Annotated in this window: 14 protein-coding genes; 2 read left to right on the top strand and 12 right to left on the bottom strand. The window is 41.3% G+C overall.

The features are described from left to right. Positions 1-90: 90 nt before the first annotated feature. The 10 genes from glgB to ACVR1G_RS05800 form a co-directional block, all read right to left on the bottom strand. Complete coding sequence (gene glgB, locus ACVR1G_RS05845; RefSeq protein ID WP_447452254.1) at positions 91-1,959, bottom strand: 1,4-alpha-glucan branching protein GlgB; 1,869 nt, start codon at positions 1,957-1,959, stop codon at positions 91-93. A gap of 164 nt (positions 1,960-2,123) precedes the next feature. Beyond that, positions 2,124-4,322 (bottom strand): type I pullulanase, encoded by a 2,199-nt coding sequence (pulA, locus tag ACVR1G_RS05840; RefSeq protein ID WP_447452253.1) that lies wholly within the window; start codon positions 4,320-4,322, stop codon positions 2,124-2,126. A gap of 129 nt (positions 4,323-4,451) precedes the next feature. Then, positions 4,452-5,408 carry an ABC transporter permease gene (locus ACVR1G_RS05835; RefSeq protein WP_447452252.1) on the bottom strand — a complete coding sequence of 319 codons (957 nt, stop codon included), beginning with the start codon at positions 5,406-5,408 and terminating at the stop codon, positions 4,452-4,454. Between the two features lies 1 nt (position 5,409). After that, complete coding sequence (locus ACVR1G_RS05830) at positions 5,410-6,468, bottom strand: ABC transporter permease (protein ID WP_447452251.1); 1,059 nt, start codon at positions 6,466-6,468, stop codon at positions 5,410-5,412. Beyond that, complete coding sequence (locus ACVR1G_RS05825) at positions 6,461-7,996, bottom strand: ABC transporter ATP-binding protein (protein WP_447452250.1); 1,536 nt, start codon at positions 7,994-7,996, stop codon at positions 6,461-6,463. The genes ACVR1G_RS05830 and ACVR1G_RS05825 overlap by 8 nt, the downstream gene beginning before the upstream one ends. A gap of 510 nt (positions 7,997-8,506) precedes the next feature. Then, entirely contained in the window at positions 8,507-9,559 is a 1,053-nt protein-coding gene (locus tag ACVR1G_RS05820; protein ID WP_447452343.1) for a BMP family lipoprotein, read from the bottom strand. Between the two features lie 89 nt (positions 9,560-9,648). After that, complete coding sequence (locus tag ACVR1G_RS05815) at positions 9,649-10,035, bottom strand: cytidine deaminase (protein ID WP_447452249.1); 387 nt, start codon at positions 10,033-10,035, stop codon at positions 9,649-9,651. Next, positions 10,025-10,687, bottom strand: coding sequence for a deoxyribose-phosphate aldolase (deoC, locus tag ACVR1G_RS05810; RefSeq protein ID WP_447452248.1), 663 nt, complete (start codon positions 10,685-10,687; stop codon positions 10,025-10,027). Before deoC ends, ACVR1G_RS05815 begins: the two co-directional genes overlap by 11 nt. A 9-nt stretch (positions 10,688-10,696) precedes the next feature. Further along, positions 10,697-11,974 carry a pyrimidine-nucleoside phosphorylase gene (locus tag ACVR1G_RS05805; protein WP_447452247.1) on the bottom strand — a complete coding sequence of 426 codons (1,278 nt, stop codon included), beginning with the start codon at positions 11,972-11,974 and terminating at the stop codon, positions 10,697-10,699. Then, positions 11,961-12,560 (bottom strand): class I SAM-dependent methyltransferase, encoded by a 600-nt coding sequence (locus tag ACVR1G_RS05800; RefSeq protein ID WP_447452246.1) that lies wholly within the window; start codon positions 12,558-12,560, stop codon positions 11,961-11,963. The genes ACVR1G_RS05805 and ACVR1G_RS05800 overlap by 14 nt, the downstream gene beginning before the upstream one ends. Before the next feature lie 419 nt (positions 12,561-12,979). Here ACVR1G_RS05800 and coaA point away from each other — a divergent pair, with 419 nt between their 5' ends. After that, the gene (gene coaA, locus ACVR1G_RS05795; RefSeq protein ID WP_447452245.1) at positions 12,980-13,900 is read left to right on the top strand and encodes a type I pantothenate kinase; all 921 of its coding nucleotides are present in this window, start codon (positions 12,980-12,982) and stop codon (positions 13,898-13,900) included. A 68-nt stretch (positions 13,901-13,968) separates the two neighbouring features. Further along, on the top strand, positions 13,969-14,202 hold the full coding sequence (rpsT, locus tag ACVR1G_RS05790) for a 30S ribosomal protein S20 (protein WP_447452244.1): 234 nt from the start codon (positions 13,969-13,971) through the stop codon (positions 14,200-14,202). Positions 14,203-14,451: 249 nt separating this feature from the next. Here rpsT and ACVR1G_RS05785 read toward each other — a convergent pair whose 3' ends face one another. Together ACVR1G_RS05785 and ACVR1G_RS05780 are read right to left on the bottom strand one after the other, a co-directional pair. Next, positions 14,452-15,813: a sensor histidine kinase gene (locus ACVR1G_RS05785; RefSeq protein ID WP_447452243.1), complete on the bottom strand. Its 1,362-nt coding sequence runs from the start codon at positions 15,811-15,813 to the stop codon at positions 14,452-14,454. Then, a complete protein-coding gene (locus ACVR1G_RS05780; RefSeq protein WP_447452342.1) occupies positions 15,803-16,477 on the bottom strand; it encodes a response regulator transcription factor in 675 nt (224 codons plus the stop codon). The genes ACVR1G_RS05785 and ACVR1G_RS05780 overlap by 11 nt, the downstream gene beginning before the upstream one ends. Positions 16,478-16,679 lie beyond the last annotated feature (202 nt).

Raw genomic sequence — 16,679 nt, 5'->3', positions numbered from 1 at the left:
TTTCAGTTTCTCTATTTCAGACCAGCGCCTTTCTGGAAACGGTCACCGCCAAAAGTAAATCAAGCAACTCCCCTTAGACGTTTCCCAATGCTATTTTTTCAAACGACGCTTAACTTTCCAGATACTGGCTCCCATAGCTGGCATGGTAAAGGTCAAAGTCTGCTGATAGTCCTTCCATAAGCCTGCTTGAGTTTTAGAGTCTGGATTAGATTCCTTCCATACACCCCCAAATTCTTCAAGCTCGGTGTTTAAAACTTCCTCGTAGAGTCCTGCAACTGGCACACCAATTGTGAATTCTTTGCGTTCAATTGGAGCCATGTTAAAGACACAAACCAGAAGGTTCCCCTTTTTATCGCGTCTGACAAAAGATAAAACAGATTCAGCAGCATTATCCGCATCAATAATCTCAATGCCGTCGTAGGAATCATCAATCTGCCACAGAGGTTTGTTCTCCTTATAAAATTGATTGAGGTGTGCAGTATAATGTTGCATCTGAGTGTTAAGCTTATCCTCTAGGTTAGCCCATTCCAGTTGATAATCATACTTCCACTCCAAAAATTGGCCAAACTCAGATCCCATAAAGAGTAATTTCTTACCGGGGTGGCACATCTGATAAGCGTACAAACAACGCAGACCAGCAAACTGATTGTAGCGATCTCCCCACATCTTATGCATGAGACTCTTCTTCCCATGGACAACCTCGTCGTGCGAGAAAGGTAAAATAAAGCTTTCCGAAAAAGCATACATAAAGCTAAAAGTCAGGAGATTGAAATCGTACTGGCGATAAATAGGATCCTCTTCAAAAAATTTAAGTGTATCATTCATCCAGCCCATATTCCACTTATAGTCAAAAGACAATCCCCCAGACTCAATCGGTGCCGTGATTGGCGTTCCTGCTGTGGATTCTTCAGCTATCATCATGACATCTGGATGATGATAATGAATCACGCCATTAAGCTTTTGTAGGAAATTGAAACCTTCCAAATTACGGTTTCCCCCAAAGACATTAGGAGTCCATGGCCCATCATCATAATCACGGTAAAGCATGTTGCTGACAGCATCAACCCGTAAACCATCAATATGATATTGCTCAATCCAATAGAGAGCACTGGATACCATGAAGGACTGGACCTGATTTTTACCGAGATCAAAGTTCAATGCACCCCAGCGCCTATTGTGGGCACGGTCGCTATCTGCATATTCAAAGGTAGGTGTCCCATCATAGTAAGCCAAGGCATCATCATTCTGGGTGAAATGCCCAGGAACCCAGTCAACAATGACTCCAATGTTATTTAAGTGACACGTTTCGACAAACTCTTGGAATTCCTCAGGCTCACCATAAGTATGCTCAAAGGCAAAATATCCCATCAGCTGGTAACCCCACGACATCCCTAGAGGGTGAGCCATGAGGGGCATAAACTCTACATGTGTATAATGCATCTCAACCAGATAAGGGATTAGCTCCTTCGTTAAATCTTTAAATGTCAAGAGCTTACCGTCAGAGCCCAGTTTCCATGAGCTGGAATGAACCTCATAAATATTAACTGGACGCTCCTTGAAGCCGAATCGCTTCCGACGTCCCATCCAAAGGCCATCTTTCCATTTCCTATTTTCAAAAGTCTTGATAACCGCTCCTGTTCCAGGCCTCTCTTCTAAATAGAGAGCACAAGGATCAATTTTTTCAACGACTTGGCCACCGCGGCGTGTCACCAAATACTTATAAATTTGACCTTCCTGAGCTAGATCGGTCCTAACCTCCCAGACTCCCGCGTGATTCAAAATCATGTCCAGAGGATTGTCAAACCAACCTGTAAAATCGCCGATCACCTGAACGTGCTCAGCATGTGGAGCCCAAACCCGAAAACTATACTGTTCACCTTCCTTATGAACACCTAAATAATCTTGGACATGAAAATTTTCACCAGTCCCGAAGGTATAAAGTTCTAATTCTTTATCCATCTAACCACCACCTTTTCTTAATCTGATCAGAGAATCCCTTTTTCTAGAAAAACAAAAAGCAGCCCCTTAGGCGAGGCTGCTTAAATTGTCAATGACCCAGTCAAACATTAGAAATGTTAACGCTTTATTTATCACTATCATAATAACATATTATAAAGTGTTTGTCAGGTTATTTTTAAGCTTTTTTCACGGTTATTAAAAATTAAATTGGTTTTGTCCAAACTTATATGAACAATACCCGAATTATAATCGCTTCTCTTTATACGAATATTCGCCTTTATATCATCAAAAGTAGGCATTGAAAATTCACGTCCGTCTTTTTTCATAGCAATCAGTTTCTTAATAGCTTGCAACAAACTCTGATGTTGGGTGACTAAATTCCAATCAATAGCATTGACCGCATCTCCTGCGTTGTAACTATTGCTGGCTCTTTGTAAGTCTTCAGATGTCATCTCACCAGCTGCACCTGTCGGATGAAGCTTACTGCGCATGAACTCCTGACCTAACTGCATAAAACTGATTCCCTGCATGAGTAAGTTAAGAGCATTAGCTAAATAAACCCGTTCTTTACGATCATCTAGACTGTCATTAGGGTGAAAAATGGTCAAGAGGTCGTTAAGATTGTAGTTATCATGAACTTCCACGTAGTTCAGAACCTGCCTGGGACTGCTGTAAGGCGCAAAAGACTGACTGCCTATCAGCGCTTGAGAAACTTCCCATTCCATTGGAGCTCCAGAGACAAAACCAGCTTTAAGCTCACCGTAAACCTCTGAACCCTTGACAGCATCACGCGCATTATCATTGAAAAAGGCGATACGGGGCATCTGGTCAGCATTGATTTTGGCTGCTCTTTGTTTAGGCGCCAAGCCTTCTCCCATATCCCATCCTTCACCGTAAAACAGGATACGTGAATCAATTCCATCCAAAAGATCTCGAACCATATTCATCGTAGTGACATCGTGCAGTCCCATTAAATCAAACCGAAATCCATCGATATTGTATTCTTCAGCCCAGTATCGGACAGAGTCTAGCATATACTTGCGAAACATCTCTTTTTCGCTAGCGGTTTCATTCCCGCAGCCAGATCCATCTTGAAAAGAACCATCGGAGCGCATACGGTAATAATAATAGGGACAAGAGAGTTGAAAGGGAGAATTATAAGATGAGTAGGTGTGATTATAGACAACATCCATGATAACACCAATACCAGCGTCATGATAAGCTTGAATCATTTGTTTAAACTCCAGAATCGGAGCTCTAGGATTCTCTTGATTTGCTGCAAACTGGCGATCAGGGACATTGTAATTTTCAGGATCGTACCCCCAGTTATAATTCAGCTGCCCATCAAGATCATAACTCTTATGGTGATCAAAAACCGGCTGCAACTGGACATAGGAATATCCCATAGCCTTAATATGATCAAAAGCCGTTGCTAGACCGGAAGAGTTTCGGCTACCAGATTGACAAGCCCCCAAAAAAGTTCCTCTAAGCTCATCGGCAATACCTGATGACTCATCAATAGTAAAATCGCGCAGGTGTAGCTCACTAATAACCGCTGAACAAACATTTTCCGTCCGCCACGTCGCTTCCTTACCGTGTTTGGTCGTAAAACCTTGAGGTTGTAAATCCTCCTTCGCAACAATTAAAGAGCGCCTATTATCAAGACTCAAAGCGATGCTATAAGGGTCCCTAGTATCTTGATAAAAGTCTTTTTCATGATAAATACGATACTGGTAAGACCAATTCTTAAGATTCCCATCTACACTGATAGACCATACTCCTCTGGTATTGAGTTCATGATGGTCCGTGTTGATCTTATGTCCCCGCTCCATAGGAAGGATACGGACAGCTCCGCCATCTTCTGGATAGAGGAGAAGGTAGATATGGTCAGCCAAGGGAGACCACAGTTTAAATGTCGTTTGCTCCTCTTGGTAACGAAAACCCAACCAGCCTTGGTAAGCCCACTGATAATCAAAGTCATTAGCTCTGATTCCCATATCAAAAGCGCGGTTATCCTGACCAGTATAGAAGGGGCTGGTTAAGGCAACTTGCTTCGAATAGTACACCTGCGGATCCCCTTCAACTAACCAAATACTGTTAGGCGCATCTCCAGAAAAACGACGAACATCATAATCACAAGTCTGAAAAGACCAATCTGCTGTTTTAACAAGCAGATGGACTGGATTGGCAAAGCGCTCAAAAGGATAACTGATCCTACCGATTAAGCCAAAATCATCTTGCCCATCGAAATACGCATCCTCTCCCCAGTAGCCGTCCAGCCATTTCCACATACTATAATCACTATAATCACTATAATCTTTCCGACGACTGTGAAAATGTACAGTTAATTGATTCGCCAACATATTTTAATACTCCCAATTTTTATCAATACCTGTTCTATATTATCTCACTCACTGTTATTTTATCACAGTTAATTCTTAATAGATAGAAGAAAGACTGGAAACCTAGAGTATCCAGCCTTAGAAATAGATTTATTTGGTTTTAATATAGTTGATACCGTCTGCCTTAGGTGCTACTGCCCTACCAAAGAAGACAGCTAAAACAAGGATAGTCATAACATAAGGGGCAATTTCTAAATAAACTGACGGGATGTGCGCTAACCCTGGAATCTTGTGGCCAATAATAGCTAAAGATTGAGATAAACCAAAGAAGAGACTAGAAAGCATTGCGCCAATAGGATTCCAACGTCCAAAGATCATCGCTGCCAGAGCAATAAAGCCAGGACCTGCAATTGTCGTTACAGAAAAACTATTAGAAATAGCCTGAGAATAGACCGCACCACCGATACCACCTAAGAAACCGGATAACATGACACCTGCATAGCGCATCAGATAAACATTGACGCCTAATGTATCAGCTGCCTGCGGGTGTTCACCAACAGATCGCAAACGCAGCCCAAATCGAGTTTTAAAAATAAGAATATAAGATATAAAAGCTACCAAAATAGCTACATAACCAATTAAAGACGTATTTCTAAAGAAGATGGGGCCAATCACAGGAATATCCTGTAAGAGTGGAAAGGAGAAACGGCCAAAAGATTGACTGATAGTATCCGTTTCACCCTTTCTATATAAAACACGACATAAGAAAACGGCCAAAGCAGGGGCTATGAGGTTGAGCACCGTACCAGAGACAACGTGGTCTGCTCGGAAGTTAACTGTTGCCACAGCATGAATTAGTGAATAAACGATGCCCACTAGACCAGCGATCAGACAGGCAACCCAAGGTGTCGCTTTTCCAAGGCTGTCAGCATAGGCTAGATTAAAGACAACCCCTGAAAAAGCACCGATAACCATAATGCCTTCAAGTCCAACATTGACAATCCCACTGCGCTCTGAAAAGGTTCCCCCAATACTTGTAAAAATCAGAGGCGTTGAATATCTAAGTGTTGACGACACTAAGAGGACGATTACTGCTAAAAATCCCATTTTACTGACCTCCTTCTTTTACTTTTTTACGGGGCTTAACATAATGTCGAATAATATAGTTACTACCGACAAAAAAGATGATCAGAGCCGAAACAACGTCAATAACTTCAGAAGGCACGCCAACCATCCCTGTCTTACCAACAGACAAAGCACCAAACAGAAGCGCTGCAAAAGGAATGCCGACGGGGCTGTTAGAGGCTAATAGAGCTACTGCCATCCCATCCCAGCCAATTTGCAATGAGCTGGTCTGAACATAAACATTTTCATAAGTTCCAAGACCATCTACGGTACCACCAAGACCGGCTAAAGCACCTGAAATAATCATTGACCAAACAATAACCTGCTTAGACGACATGCCAGCATATTCAGCTGCATTTGGGTTGAGACCGACAGCTGTAATCTCATAACCAGTCCGTGTTTTCTTGAGGAGGAACCAGATGAGCGCAACTGCAATTAAAGCAAAAATAAAGCCGAGATTAAAACGCGAATGATTTGTCAGAGCAGATAAGAAACTGGTCTGATAAGAAGCCGAATCGGATACCTTAATGCTAGCAGTTGTTGTACGCATCAGATCGTTTGAGAAGACATTTAAAATCAGAGCCTTTGTAACATACAATACAATGTAGTTCATCATAATTGTTACGATGACTTCACTGGTACCTAGGTAGGCACGTAAAATCCCAGGAACAGCACCGATAATACCTCCAGCAATTAAACCAATAATAATCGTACAAACGATAGAAATAGGTTTGGGTAAATCTGGAAAAGAAAGGGCAAACCAACCGGCCATAACCCAACCAGCTAGCGCCTGTCCAGGCAGACCAACATTAAAAAATCCTGCTTTAGAAGATACAGCAAAGCCCAAACCAATCAGAATCAGCGGTCCCATAGCCCGTAAGATTTCACCAATATTTTTGATGGAGCCAAAAGCTGAATAAAATAGATCATTATAAGCCCAATAGGGATTGTAGCCAAATATTAACATGAGAACAGCACCAGCCAGCAGTCCTAATAGAACAGCAATCAGTGGTACAGCCCAGCTCTGCGTTTTCTTAGACATGTACGCCCTCCTTCGTAAATTCTCCACCTGCCATCAAAACACCCAATTCCTGTTTATCCGTCTTTTCAGGGGCTAATATTCCTTGAATTTTACCATCGTGGATAACAGCAATACGGTCAGATAAATCAAGAATTTCATCCAGCTCAAAGCTGACTACCAAGACAGCCTTTCCTTTATCACGTTCAGCTACCAGTCGCTGCCGGATATATTCGATAGCACCGACATCTAAGCCGCGTGTTGGCTGACTGACAATCAAAAGGTCCGGGTCCCGGTCAACTTCACGCGCAATAACGGCCTTCTGCTGGTTACCGCCTGACAGAGATCCTGCAGGCACCTGCTCATTTGCTGCCCTAACGTCAAACTCGTCCATCAAGCGCTTAGCATTTTTATTGATAAAGCCGTAGTCCAAAATACCGCGGTGGCTAAACGGTTCTTTATAATAGGTCTGCAGAGCCATGTTTTCAGCCAAGGTCATCTCCAAAACCATGCCATCACGGTGCCGATCTTCAGGAATATGACCGACACTCATCTCCGTGATATGTCGAGGCGACAGCTGGGTAACCTCTTGATCCTTAATTTTAATTGATCCCGATTTGACCTTCCGTAGGCCAGTAATAGCTTGAATAAGCTCAGTTTGCCCATTGCCATCAATACCAGCAATTCCTACAATTTCACCACCGCGAACATTTAGCGATAGTCCTTTAACAGCAGGAACCCCACGATTTTCATCAACAACTAAGTTTTCGATAGCTAAAACAGTATTTTGAGGATTAGAAGCAACCTTGTCAGTCTTAAAGGAAACAGCGCGGCCTACCATCATCTCAGCTAGCTGCTGACTGCTGGCTCCAGCTACAGGAACAGTCTCTATCGATTGACCTCGACGGATAACGGTTACTCGGTCAGCCACTGCCCTAATTTCATCAAGTTTATGAGTAATCAGAATAATAGATTTACCTTCTTTGACAAGATTGCGCATAATGTCTAACAACTCCGCAATTTCCGCTGGTGTCAAAACAGCTGTTGGTTCATCAAAAATCAGTATGTCTGCCCCACGATAGAGGGTTTTTAAAATTTCTACCCGCTGTTGTGCACCGACCGAAATATCGGCAACCTTGGCTTCTGGATCAACTGCCAAACCATATTTCTCAGACAGCGCTTTAATGTCTGCTGTCGCTTTCTTTAAATCAAGAAAAGGCCCCTTGGTAACTTCACTGCCGAGAATGATATTTTCAGCCACTGTAAAGGCCTCTACCAGCATAAAATGCTGGTGAACCATCCCGATTCCTAAACTAGCAGACTTAGAAGGAGAGTCCAATTTGACCGTTTTCCCTTTTAGAAGGATCTCTCCTTCTGTTGGTTCCAATAAGCCTGACAGCATATTCATTAGGGTCGACTTTCCGGCTCCATTCTCACCAAGTAAGGCGTGGATTTCACCAGTTTTGACATCTAAATTGATATGATCGTTAGCAACAAAGTCACCAAACTTTTTAGTGATATTGCGCATTTCAATGACAGTTTCCTGTGCCATAGTGTTTCCTTTCAAATAACAGATTTAGGACAGTGAAGAGAGAGGGGTAAGACTTCTTGGCCAAGCTAACAAGTCTGCTTCCAGCTACGGTGCCAAGAGTTCATTCTAAAACAGGAATAGTAGACGAGTTTTTGCTAGCCCCTTCTCCTTTATTAAGATATGAAGACTTTCAATCGGCAAAACAAAAATAGAGAATTTGACGAAAAATTACTAAAAGTTCTAGAAAAACGTATCTTTGCTTGCACAGTTTGTGATCCAAATTCCTGAGAATAGACTGCCCGAATCCCAGCAAGGTAATATTAAAAACTTCTGCAGATCGAACAGTTTAAAAGAGAAGTTTGTCCACAACAACCAACACAACATCTCAATGAAGGATTCAGAATGTCTACTCAGCTGCTGCATAACCATAGAACAGCAAACCTAGTTAAGTTTTGAAATCTCTTATCTCAGTCTCTTAAAAAGCGACCGTTAAGGTCGCCCTCTAGAAATTATTATACCATTTAGGCTGGTTTATTTCACACCATCATCAACTTTTGTTTTGCCATCAATAATATCTTTCTTGGCTTGATCGACTGCCTTCTTGATATCATCTGGTAAATTCTTGGTCACAATATCAACACCCTTATCTTTCAGACCGTAGGTTGTTGTTTTAGCTTCAAACTTCTTACCATCTAATTGATCATTGGAAATATCTTTAACAACTGTTCCCACTTCCTTGATTGTTGAAGTTAGAATGAAGTTTGATTTTTTACCATCACTAGCTGTATAGTTTCCTTCTTCGGATTGGTCACGGTCAACACCGATAGCCCAAACCTTTTCATCGCTGTTAGAATCCAAGCCTTCGTTAATTTCCTTGGCTTGTGAAAAGACTCCCTTACCAGAACCACCAGCAGCATGGTAAATCACATCAACACCACCAGAGTACATAGAAGCGGCAATCGTTTGTCCTTTAGCTGAATCATTGTAGTTACCAACATATTGGGTTTCAACTTCAATATTCTTATCAACAGAAGCAACACCTGCTTTGAAACCTGTTTCAAAGCGTGTAATGGTATCTGACTCAACACCACCAACAAATCCGACTTTTCCTGTCTTAGACTGCATAGCCGCCGCGATACCTGCTAAATAAGCTCCTTCATTGTCTGCAAAGAGGACACTGGCTACGTTATCCTGATCTTTAATAACGTCATCAATGATAACATAATTAGTATCAGAGTTAGATTCAGCCGCTTCACTAACAGCATCGTGCAAGTTATAGCCGATACCAAAGATAAGGTTATAGCCCTTACTTACAGCCGAATCCAGATTTGTCGCATACTGTGATTCATCATCTGATTGGAAATACGTATAATCTGTATCCTTCTTCAGCTTGTTTTCCTTAGCCCAAGCTTGCAAACCTTCCCAAGCAGATTGGTTAAAGGACTTGTCATCGACACCACCTGTATCGGTTACGATAGCAGCCTTAACAGAACTATCTGAGCCCGACTGGGACGAACGACTACAAGCTGCAAGTGTAAATACAGCTACAGCAGCCAAACCGAGACCAATAATTTTTTTGTTCATCTTCATAAATGAACTCCTCCTCTAAAAAGTCGCAACTAGGTTGCAAGTATATCTTAAACCCTTAGGGTCTAATCCAAAATAAGCTGGACTTAATCGAAGTCCCGAAATGAGTATGGCAATAACTCACCGACTGTCATCTCGACTGTCGCACCATCCTTAGCAACCAAGGTTACCTGACAGTCTAAATCAAAAAATTCTACCATAACCTGCCGGCAGGCACCGCAGGGCGAGATTGGCTCCTTAGTATAACCGTAAACGGCAATCTTTGCAAAATCCGAGTATCCTTCTGATATCGCCTTAAAAATGGCAGTACGCTCAGCACAATTAGTTAAACCAAAACTGGCATTTTCAATATTGCATCCTTGAAAGATCTGTCCCGATTTTGTTAAAAGGGCTGCTCCTACTGGAAAATGCGAATAAGGCGTATAGGAATACTGGCTGGCCTCCTTGGCCAACTGGACTAAATCAATAGTCATGATCAGCTACTTCTCCATTAACAATAGCTACACCTGCTGAGGCTCCAATCCGAGTTGCACCTGCATCAATAAAAGCCTGAGCATCCTCATAAGAACGAGCACCCCCGGAAGCTTTGACACCTACGGTAGATCCAACGGTTTGACGCATCAATGCTACATCAGGAACCGTAGCCCCCCCTGTCGAGAAGCCTGTTGAGGTTTTGACATAATCAGCACCGGCTGAAACAGCTAATTGACAGGCTTTAACCTTTTGTGCATCTGTCAATAAGCAAGTCTCAATGATAACCTTGACTAACTTGTCCCCACTCGCTTCAACGACAGCACGAATATCCGCTTCAACAGCAGCAGTATTCCCTGATTTTAGCTCACCAATATTAATAACCATATCCACTTCATCTGCGCCATTAGCAATAGCATCCTTAGTTTCAAAAACTTTGACCGCAGAGGTATTAGCGCCTAGAGGAAAACCAATAACGGTGCAAACCTTGACGTCGGAGTCTTTTAAAGCTGCTGCTGCATGAGCGACCCAGGTAGGATTGACACAGACACTGGCAAAATCGTACTCCTTAGCCTCTGCCAATATAGCATCAATTTGTTCTCTAGTAGCCTCAGGTTTCAATAAGGTATGATCAATATATTTATTAATAGACACAGCACTCTCCTAATCAATAATGGTTAATATCTCTTGTGTGGCAGTCTTCTCGTCACTTATTGTAACATTTTTTACAAATTCTGTAATCTTTTTTTGAGGAATTTTTCGATTGGAGTAAATTTTTGCTAACAAGTCACCAGAAAAAACCGTATCTCCAACTTTTTTCTCGAACATAATACCAGCATCATAATCTAATTGATCGGTTTTTACGGAGCGTCCAGCTCCCAGTTCCATAGCGAAATGCCCAAAGTACAGCGCTGGTAAAGCACTAATATAACCAGCCTTATCCGCTCTTACCTCATAGATGTACTCTGTTTTAACAGGACGATAAATATCAGAAACCTCTCCCCCTTGAGCGGCTACTAAATCTTCAAATTTCTGCAGAGCCGAACCATTGGTCAAGTGGTTTTTAATTTCTACTAGATCAACGTCTCTTCCTCCTAGTTTTAACATCAGCTGCGCCAACTGACAAATAAAGTTTGTAATGTCAGTCCGCCCCTGACCCTGCATGATAGCAACTGCCTCTAGCACCTCCAAACGATTGCCAATGGCCTGCCCTAAAGGCTGACTCATATCTGTTACTGCTGCTACAGTTTGGCGTCCAACTTCTCTGCCAAGCTTAACCATGGTCTCAGAAAGCGCTTGAGCATCATCTAAATTCTTCATAAAAGCACCATTCCCGACCGTAACATCTAGCAAAATAGCATCAGCCCCTGCTGCAATTTTTTTGGACATAACTGAGCTAGCAATAAGGGGCATAATATCAACCGTTGCAGTAACATCACGCAGTGCATAAAGAAGCTTATCTGCCTTTACCATATTCTCTGACTGGCCGATGACAGCAAGGCCCTTGTCTTGTACCTGTCTAATAAAATCAGCCTGCGTTACCTCAATTTGATAACCTTTAATGGATTCCAATTTATCCAAGGTACCACCCGTATGGCCCAAACCACGGCCACTCATCTTAGCCACAGGAATACCAAAACTCGCTACTAAAGGAGCTAAAATCAAGGTCACCTTGTCACCGACACCTCCGGTCGAATGTTTATCCACCTTGATACCAGCAATAGCTGATAAGTCTAGCTGATCTCCCGACTCAACCATTGCCATTGTTAAGTCGCGAGTCTCCCGCATAGTCATGCCCTTAAAATAAGTCGCCATGGCAAAAGCTGACATCTGATAATCAGGCACATCGCCTGCTACATAACCATTGATAAGCCATCTAATCTCCTGAGTGGTTAATTCGTAACCATCTCGTTTTTTCTGAATTAAATCAACTGCTCTCATCTTTTTTACTCCTTAAGATATAGTACCCTTTATCTTTTTTTAGGATAGCGACATTGCCAAAAATGTCCAACATTTTAGCCTTTGCACTTGGTGCTCCCTGTTTTTTCTGGATGACAATCGTTAGACTGCCTCCCTCATTAAGATGGTTATAAGCTCCTTCAAGGATGGCATGGACCACCTGTTTACCTGCCCTGATAGGAGGATTGCTGATAATATAATCAAAGCTTCCTTCAACCTGCTTGTAGGCCGATGACGCAAAAATAGTTGCTGAAATACCATTGCGTTCAGCATTGCGACGTGCTAAGTCAAGGGCACGATGATTAACATCCACCATAGTCACTCTAACCCCCTGCGCCTTAGCTAGGGCAATTCCCAGAGGACCGTAACCGCAGCCAACATCTAACACTGTTTTGCCAGCTTCGAAATTCAGCTGATTTAAGAGCAGTTGGCTACCATAATCAACCATCTTTTTAGCAAATACCCCTGCATCGGTGTAGAAATGCAAGTCCTCCCCTAAAAGTTGAACCCTTAAATCATGAATGTCATGATCAGCATCGGGATTAGCAGCATAATACATCTTTGCCATAATGGTTCACTTTTTCCTTTCAACACTTTTTATAGTAGACAGACTTTTGAGGCCACACCCCCTTATCAGAAGCTGGGCCTACCTGATGGGATTAATCATCGTGGCTGTTTGTCCCACCTCCATAAATTTTCAATCTTTTCATATAAACTAGCCATAATATGTAATACAGTGGTGGCTTGCCCCAGTCGATGATCCAGGCATAGGGAAATGATCTAGAGAGACTGACGAGATGTCTTTTTCAAAAATCAGAAACAAAAATGGGTCCAACGCCAAGTTTCAAATGGAAATTCGTCAGCGATTAAAAATTCTCTAGAAGACTGCTTTTTAATGTCTAACGTTTTTTCACTCTTGTCTTCTTTTTGTTTTTTTCTGCCTGCACAGCTACCTCATTTTATCATATTTTGTGCTACAATAGACCTATGTCTCATGAATTTATTAATTTTGAAGCTATCGATCGGCAAACTTGGCAGCAGTTACGTCACTCCGGGCAACCGCCATTAACTCAAAAAGAATTAGATTCTATCAAAAGTCTCAATGATAATATTGATATTCAAGATGTTATCGATGTCTACCTGCCCTTGGTCAGCCTCATTCAAATCTATAAGAATGCTCAAGAAAATCTCAGCTTTGCCAAGGGAATCTTTTTGCAAAGACACCCTAAAAAAAGACCCTTCATTATCGGGATCTCTGGCTCAGTTGCCGTCGGTAAATCAACAACTAGCCGTCTGCTTCAGCTCCTACTGGCCAGAACCTTTCGTGACAGTCAAGTCGAGATGGTGACGACAGATGGTTTTCTCTACCCCAATAAAACCTTAGTCGAGCGAAACCTGTTAGACAAAAAAGGGTTCCCCGAGAGTTACAATATGGAACTGCTGATAAACTTTTTAGACAGTATGAAAAATGGTCAGGAGATGGCTATTCCAGTCTACTCTCATGAAATCTATGATATTATTCCTGATAAAAAGCAAACCATATCAGCACCTGACTTTCTTATTGTCGAAGGGATCAATGTCTTCCAAAATCAGCAGAATCATCGCCTCTATATGAATGATTACTACGATTTTTCTATCTATATTGACGCTGAGGTTGCCCAGATTGAAACTTGGTACTTGGAACGCTTCCAAGCGCTCCTGCGTCTGGCTAAAAAAGACGAGCGCAATTACTATCACTCCTTGACCAAAGTTAGCTTTGAAGAAGCCTTAAAGGTCGCCAAAAACATTTGGAAGACTATTAATCTTCTTAATTTAAAAAATTATATTGAACCTACTCGAAACCGTGCCGAATTGATATTGCATAAATCACAAAGCCATAAGATTGACAAAATTTACCTGAAAAAATGATTAGGGCTTGTCAAACCCTTGAAATTTCTATATAATGGAATGGTTAGTAAAATTGGAGGTGAAAAACGTTGGCAAATATTAAATCAGCTATCAAGCGTGCTGAAAAAAACGTTAAACAAAACGCACAAAACTCAGCTCAAAAATCAGCTTTGCGCACTGCTGTCAAGGCATTTGAAGCAAACCCAACCGAAGAACTTTTCCGCGCTGCTTCTTCAAGCATCGATAAAGCCGCTTCAAAGGGACTGATTCACAAAAACAAAGCTAGCCGTGATAAAGCTCGTCTTGCAGCTAAACTTGGTTAATAGAATTCACCTCCTTTTGGAGGTTTTTTTGTGGACTTCTGTAATTTTGTAAGTAGTAAATCCATACCAACTGGAAGTCACAGAGCCCTTTAGAGTATGAAAAAAGTCTAGATTTAGGAGTTTCCCCCAGCTTCAAAAAAGAACTTTTACTACTTTAAATACCCCAAAAAAAGATAGAACCGATCTGGTTCTATCTTTTTAGTTACCGGCTATAATTGACAATGAATGGGACTTTATACAAAGTTCATCCTATACCACTAATTTAATCTCAAAAACAGTTCCTGTCGGGTTATTATCATTAACCGTAATGCTTCCGTTTAGGGCATCTGTAATTTGTTTAGCAAGTGACAGACCTAAGCCAAAGCCACCTGTTTGACGAGTCCTAGCTTTATCAATGCGATAGAAACGATCGAAAATCTTAATTTTATCTTCATCACTGATACCAGGACCATTGTCTGCTACTGCAATCACTAGCTTTTTATCCTTGAGCATCACTTGAATATCAATAGCACCGTCGTCGCCTGTGTATTTAACAGCATTATCAAAAAAGATGGTAATCAACTGCTTAATTAAGGTTTTATCAGACTTAATAGAAGCATCTAGCTGGTTGGAAAAGGTAAAGCCCTTATCGTTTTCATCAGCAATCATAGCATAACTCTCAAAGATAGCATCAAAAAAACTAGGAGTAATTTCTTCAAGGGTTGCTTTAAGCTTTTCATCCCGCCTTGCCAAGTTTAAAAGGTTAATCGTCAACATCCGCATGTTTCGAACTTCCTCCAAACTAGAAGCAATAGTCTCATAATTATCTAGGATAGTCTCATCTGGCTTTCTAAAGAGGGATTCCAAGCGATTCTGTAGAACAGTCAAAGGTGTCCGCAGTTCATGGCTGGCATCTTCAACAAAATTCTTTTGCTTCTCATAGCTAGCTAAGATCGGTTTACGCGACCAATAAGCCAGATATAAGCTGGCAAAAATAGAAATTAGCCAAAAGAAAATCATCACCGAAATAATGATAAAACGGTAACGTGAACTCAAGCCATCCAGCTGATTAACACTGATGGCGATAGTCACGTAAGCTACTTTAGGAAAACGCTTGTCAGACGCTGCTATGGTTTTATAACGATAGTGTTCCGTCTCGCGAAAGGTTCCATCAACACTAATTTCCTCTACCTGATTGAGATGATTCTTATCCATAGTCAGCCGATTGAGACCTGAAAAGATCTCAGAACTATTAAGGATCTTGCCCTTGCTGTCATAGAGAATAATCTCAACATTAGCACTCAATTCTACATGCGATCTTTTACTTCCTCCAATATTGCTATTACCGTCACCGAGAAAATCATCACCATCTGTGAAAACTGATAAATTGGAAGCATTGCTGCCTTCAAAAGCTGAGTAAAAGTTCGCCTTATACATATTCATATAAATATAAGATTCGACATTATCGGCAGCCTTATCGATATTATCGTCGACCGAAGAATAAATTCCGACTCGCATAATCTGCAAAATCATGACAGTCATAATTAAGAAAATGGTCGTAAAAACTGAAAAAAATCGAAAAAAAGTTGAGAAACCTTCCGAAAACAGCTGTTTCTTTAGCCTAGATAACATCCTTTAAGATATACCCCACACTGCGTAGTGTATGCAAGTGTTTTTCAAAGTCTGTACCTTTTAATTTCTTTCTAACCTTAGAAACATAGACCTCTACTACTGAGACTGTTGTATCACTGTCAAAACCCCAAATACGGTCAAAAATCTGTGCTTTGGGTAAGATAACATTCTGATTCTGCAAGAAATAAACAAGCAGATCAAATTCCTTACCTAATAGATCGACTTCCTTACCGTTGACAACAACGCTATTGGTTGAGATGTCGCAAGTCAAATCACCGTAAGTAATACTGCTATCGTTTAATTTTCCTGAACGCTTGAGTAGAGCCTGAATACGCATCTTCAGCTCTTCAAGATAAAATGGTTTCGTCAGATAATCATCCGCTCCTAGTTCAAAACCATGCCCTTTGTCGTCCAAAGCCTCCTTAGCCGTCGTAATTAAGACAGGTGTCTTAATGCCCTTTTCACGCAATTCTTTAAGGACTATAAAACCATCTTTTTCCGGCAACATCAGATCTAAAAGAATCAAGTCATAGACACCTGTTTCAGCTTCAAACAGCCCTTCTGCCCCATCAAAAACCTGAGTTACCTCTGCAAAATCATCTAGAAAATCATAAACTGAATTTGATAAACTTAAATCATCTTCAATCAGCAAAATTTTAATCAAATTGGTTTGTTTCATATGCGTCCCCTTTATACGTACATACCCAAGGAGGTCTCTCTTGCCTACATAACATTTTCTAGTCTTACAACACAGAAAAAAACGAGAAGGCCTCCTTCTATTTTACATTAAACGCCTTAGTATGTAACTACTAGCAAGCGCCCTTTTAATAAATCCTAGAATTATTGAAGGGCTGCGTAGGAGGAAA

This window comes from Streptococcus dentasini, assembly GCF_053206945.1.
Note: the sequence above shows the minus strand (reverse complement) of the source record. Positions and strands in the feature narration are given on the sequence as shown.

Excerpts from the sequence above, each read along its gene's own strand:
- pulA (WP_447452253.1), bottom strand. The coding sequence starts at position 4,322 with ATGTTGGCGAATCAATTAACTGTACATTTTCACAGTCGTCGGAAAGAT.
- ACVR1G_RS05820 (WP_447452343.1), bottom strand. The coding sequence starts at position 9,559 with ATGAACAAAAAAATTATTGGTCTCGGTTTGGCTGCTGTAGCTGTATTT.
- glgB (WP_447452254.1), bottom strand. The coding sequence starts at position 1,959 with ATGGATAAAGAATTAGAACTTTATACCTTCGGGACTGGTGAAAATTTT.
- ACVR1G_RS05805 (WP_447452247.1), bottom strand. The coding sequence starts at position 11,974 with ATGAGAGCAGTTGATTTAATTCAGAAAAAACGAGATGGTTACGAATTA.
- ACVR1G_RS05830 (WP_447452251.1), bottom strand. The coding sequence starts at position 6,468 with ATGTCTAAGAAAACGCAGAGCTGGGCTGTACCACTGATTGCTGTTCTA.
- ACVR1G_RS05815 (WP_447452249.1), bottom strand. The coding sequence starts at position 10,035 with ATGACTATTGATTTAGTCCAGTTGGCCAAGGAGGCCAGCCAGTATTCC.
- ACVR1G_RS05800 (WP_447452246.1), bottom strand. The coding sequence starts at position 12,560 with ATGGCAAAGATGTATTATGCTGCTAATCCCGATGCTGATCATGACATT.
- ACVR1G_RS05785 (WP_447452243.1), bottom strand. The coding sequence starts at position 15,813 with ATGTTATCTAGGCTAAAGAAACAGCTGTTTTCGGAAGGTTTCTCAACT.
- coaA (WP_447452245.1), top strand. The coding sequence starts at position 12,980 with ATGTCTCATGAATTTATTAATTTTGAAGCTATCGATCGGCAAACTTGG.
- ACVR1G_RS05825 (WP_447452250.1), bottom strand. The coding sequence starts at position 7,996 with ATGGCACAGGAAACTGTCATTGAAATGCGCAATATCACTAAAAAGTTT.
- ACVR1G_RS05835 (WP_447452252.1), bottom strand. The coding sequence starts at position 5,408 with ATGGGATTTTTAGCAGTAATCGTCCTCTTAGTGTCGTCAACACTTAGA.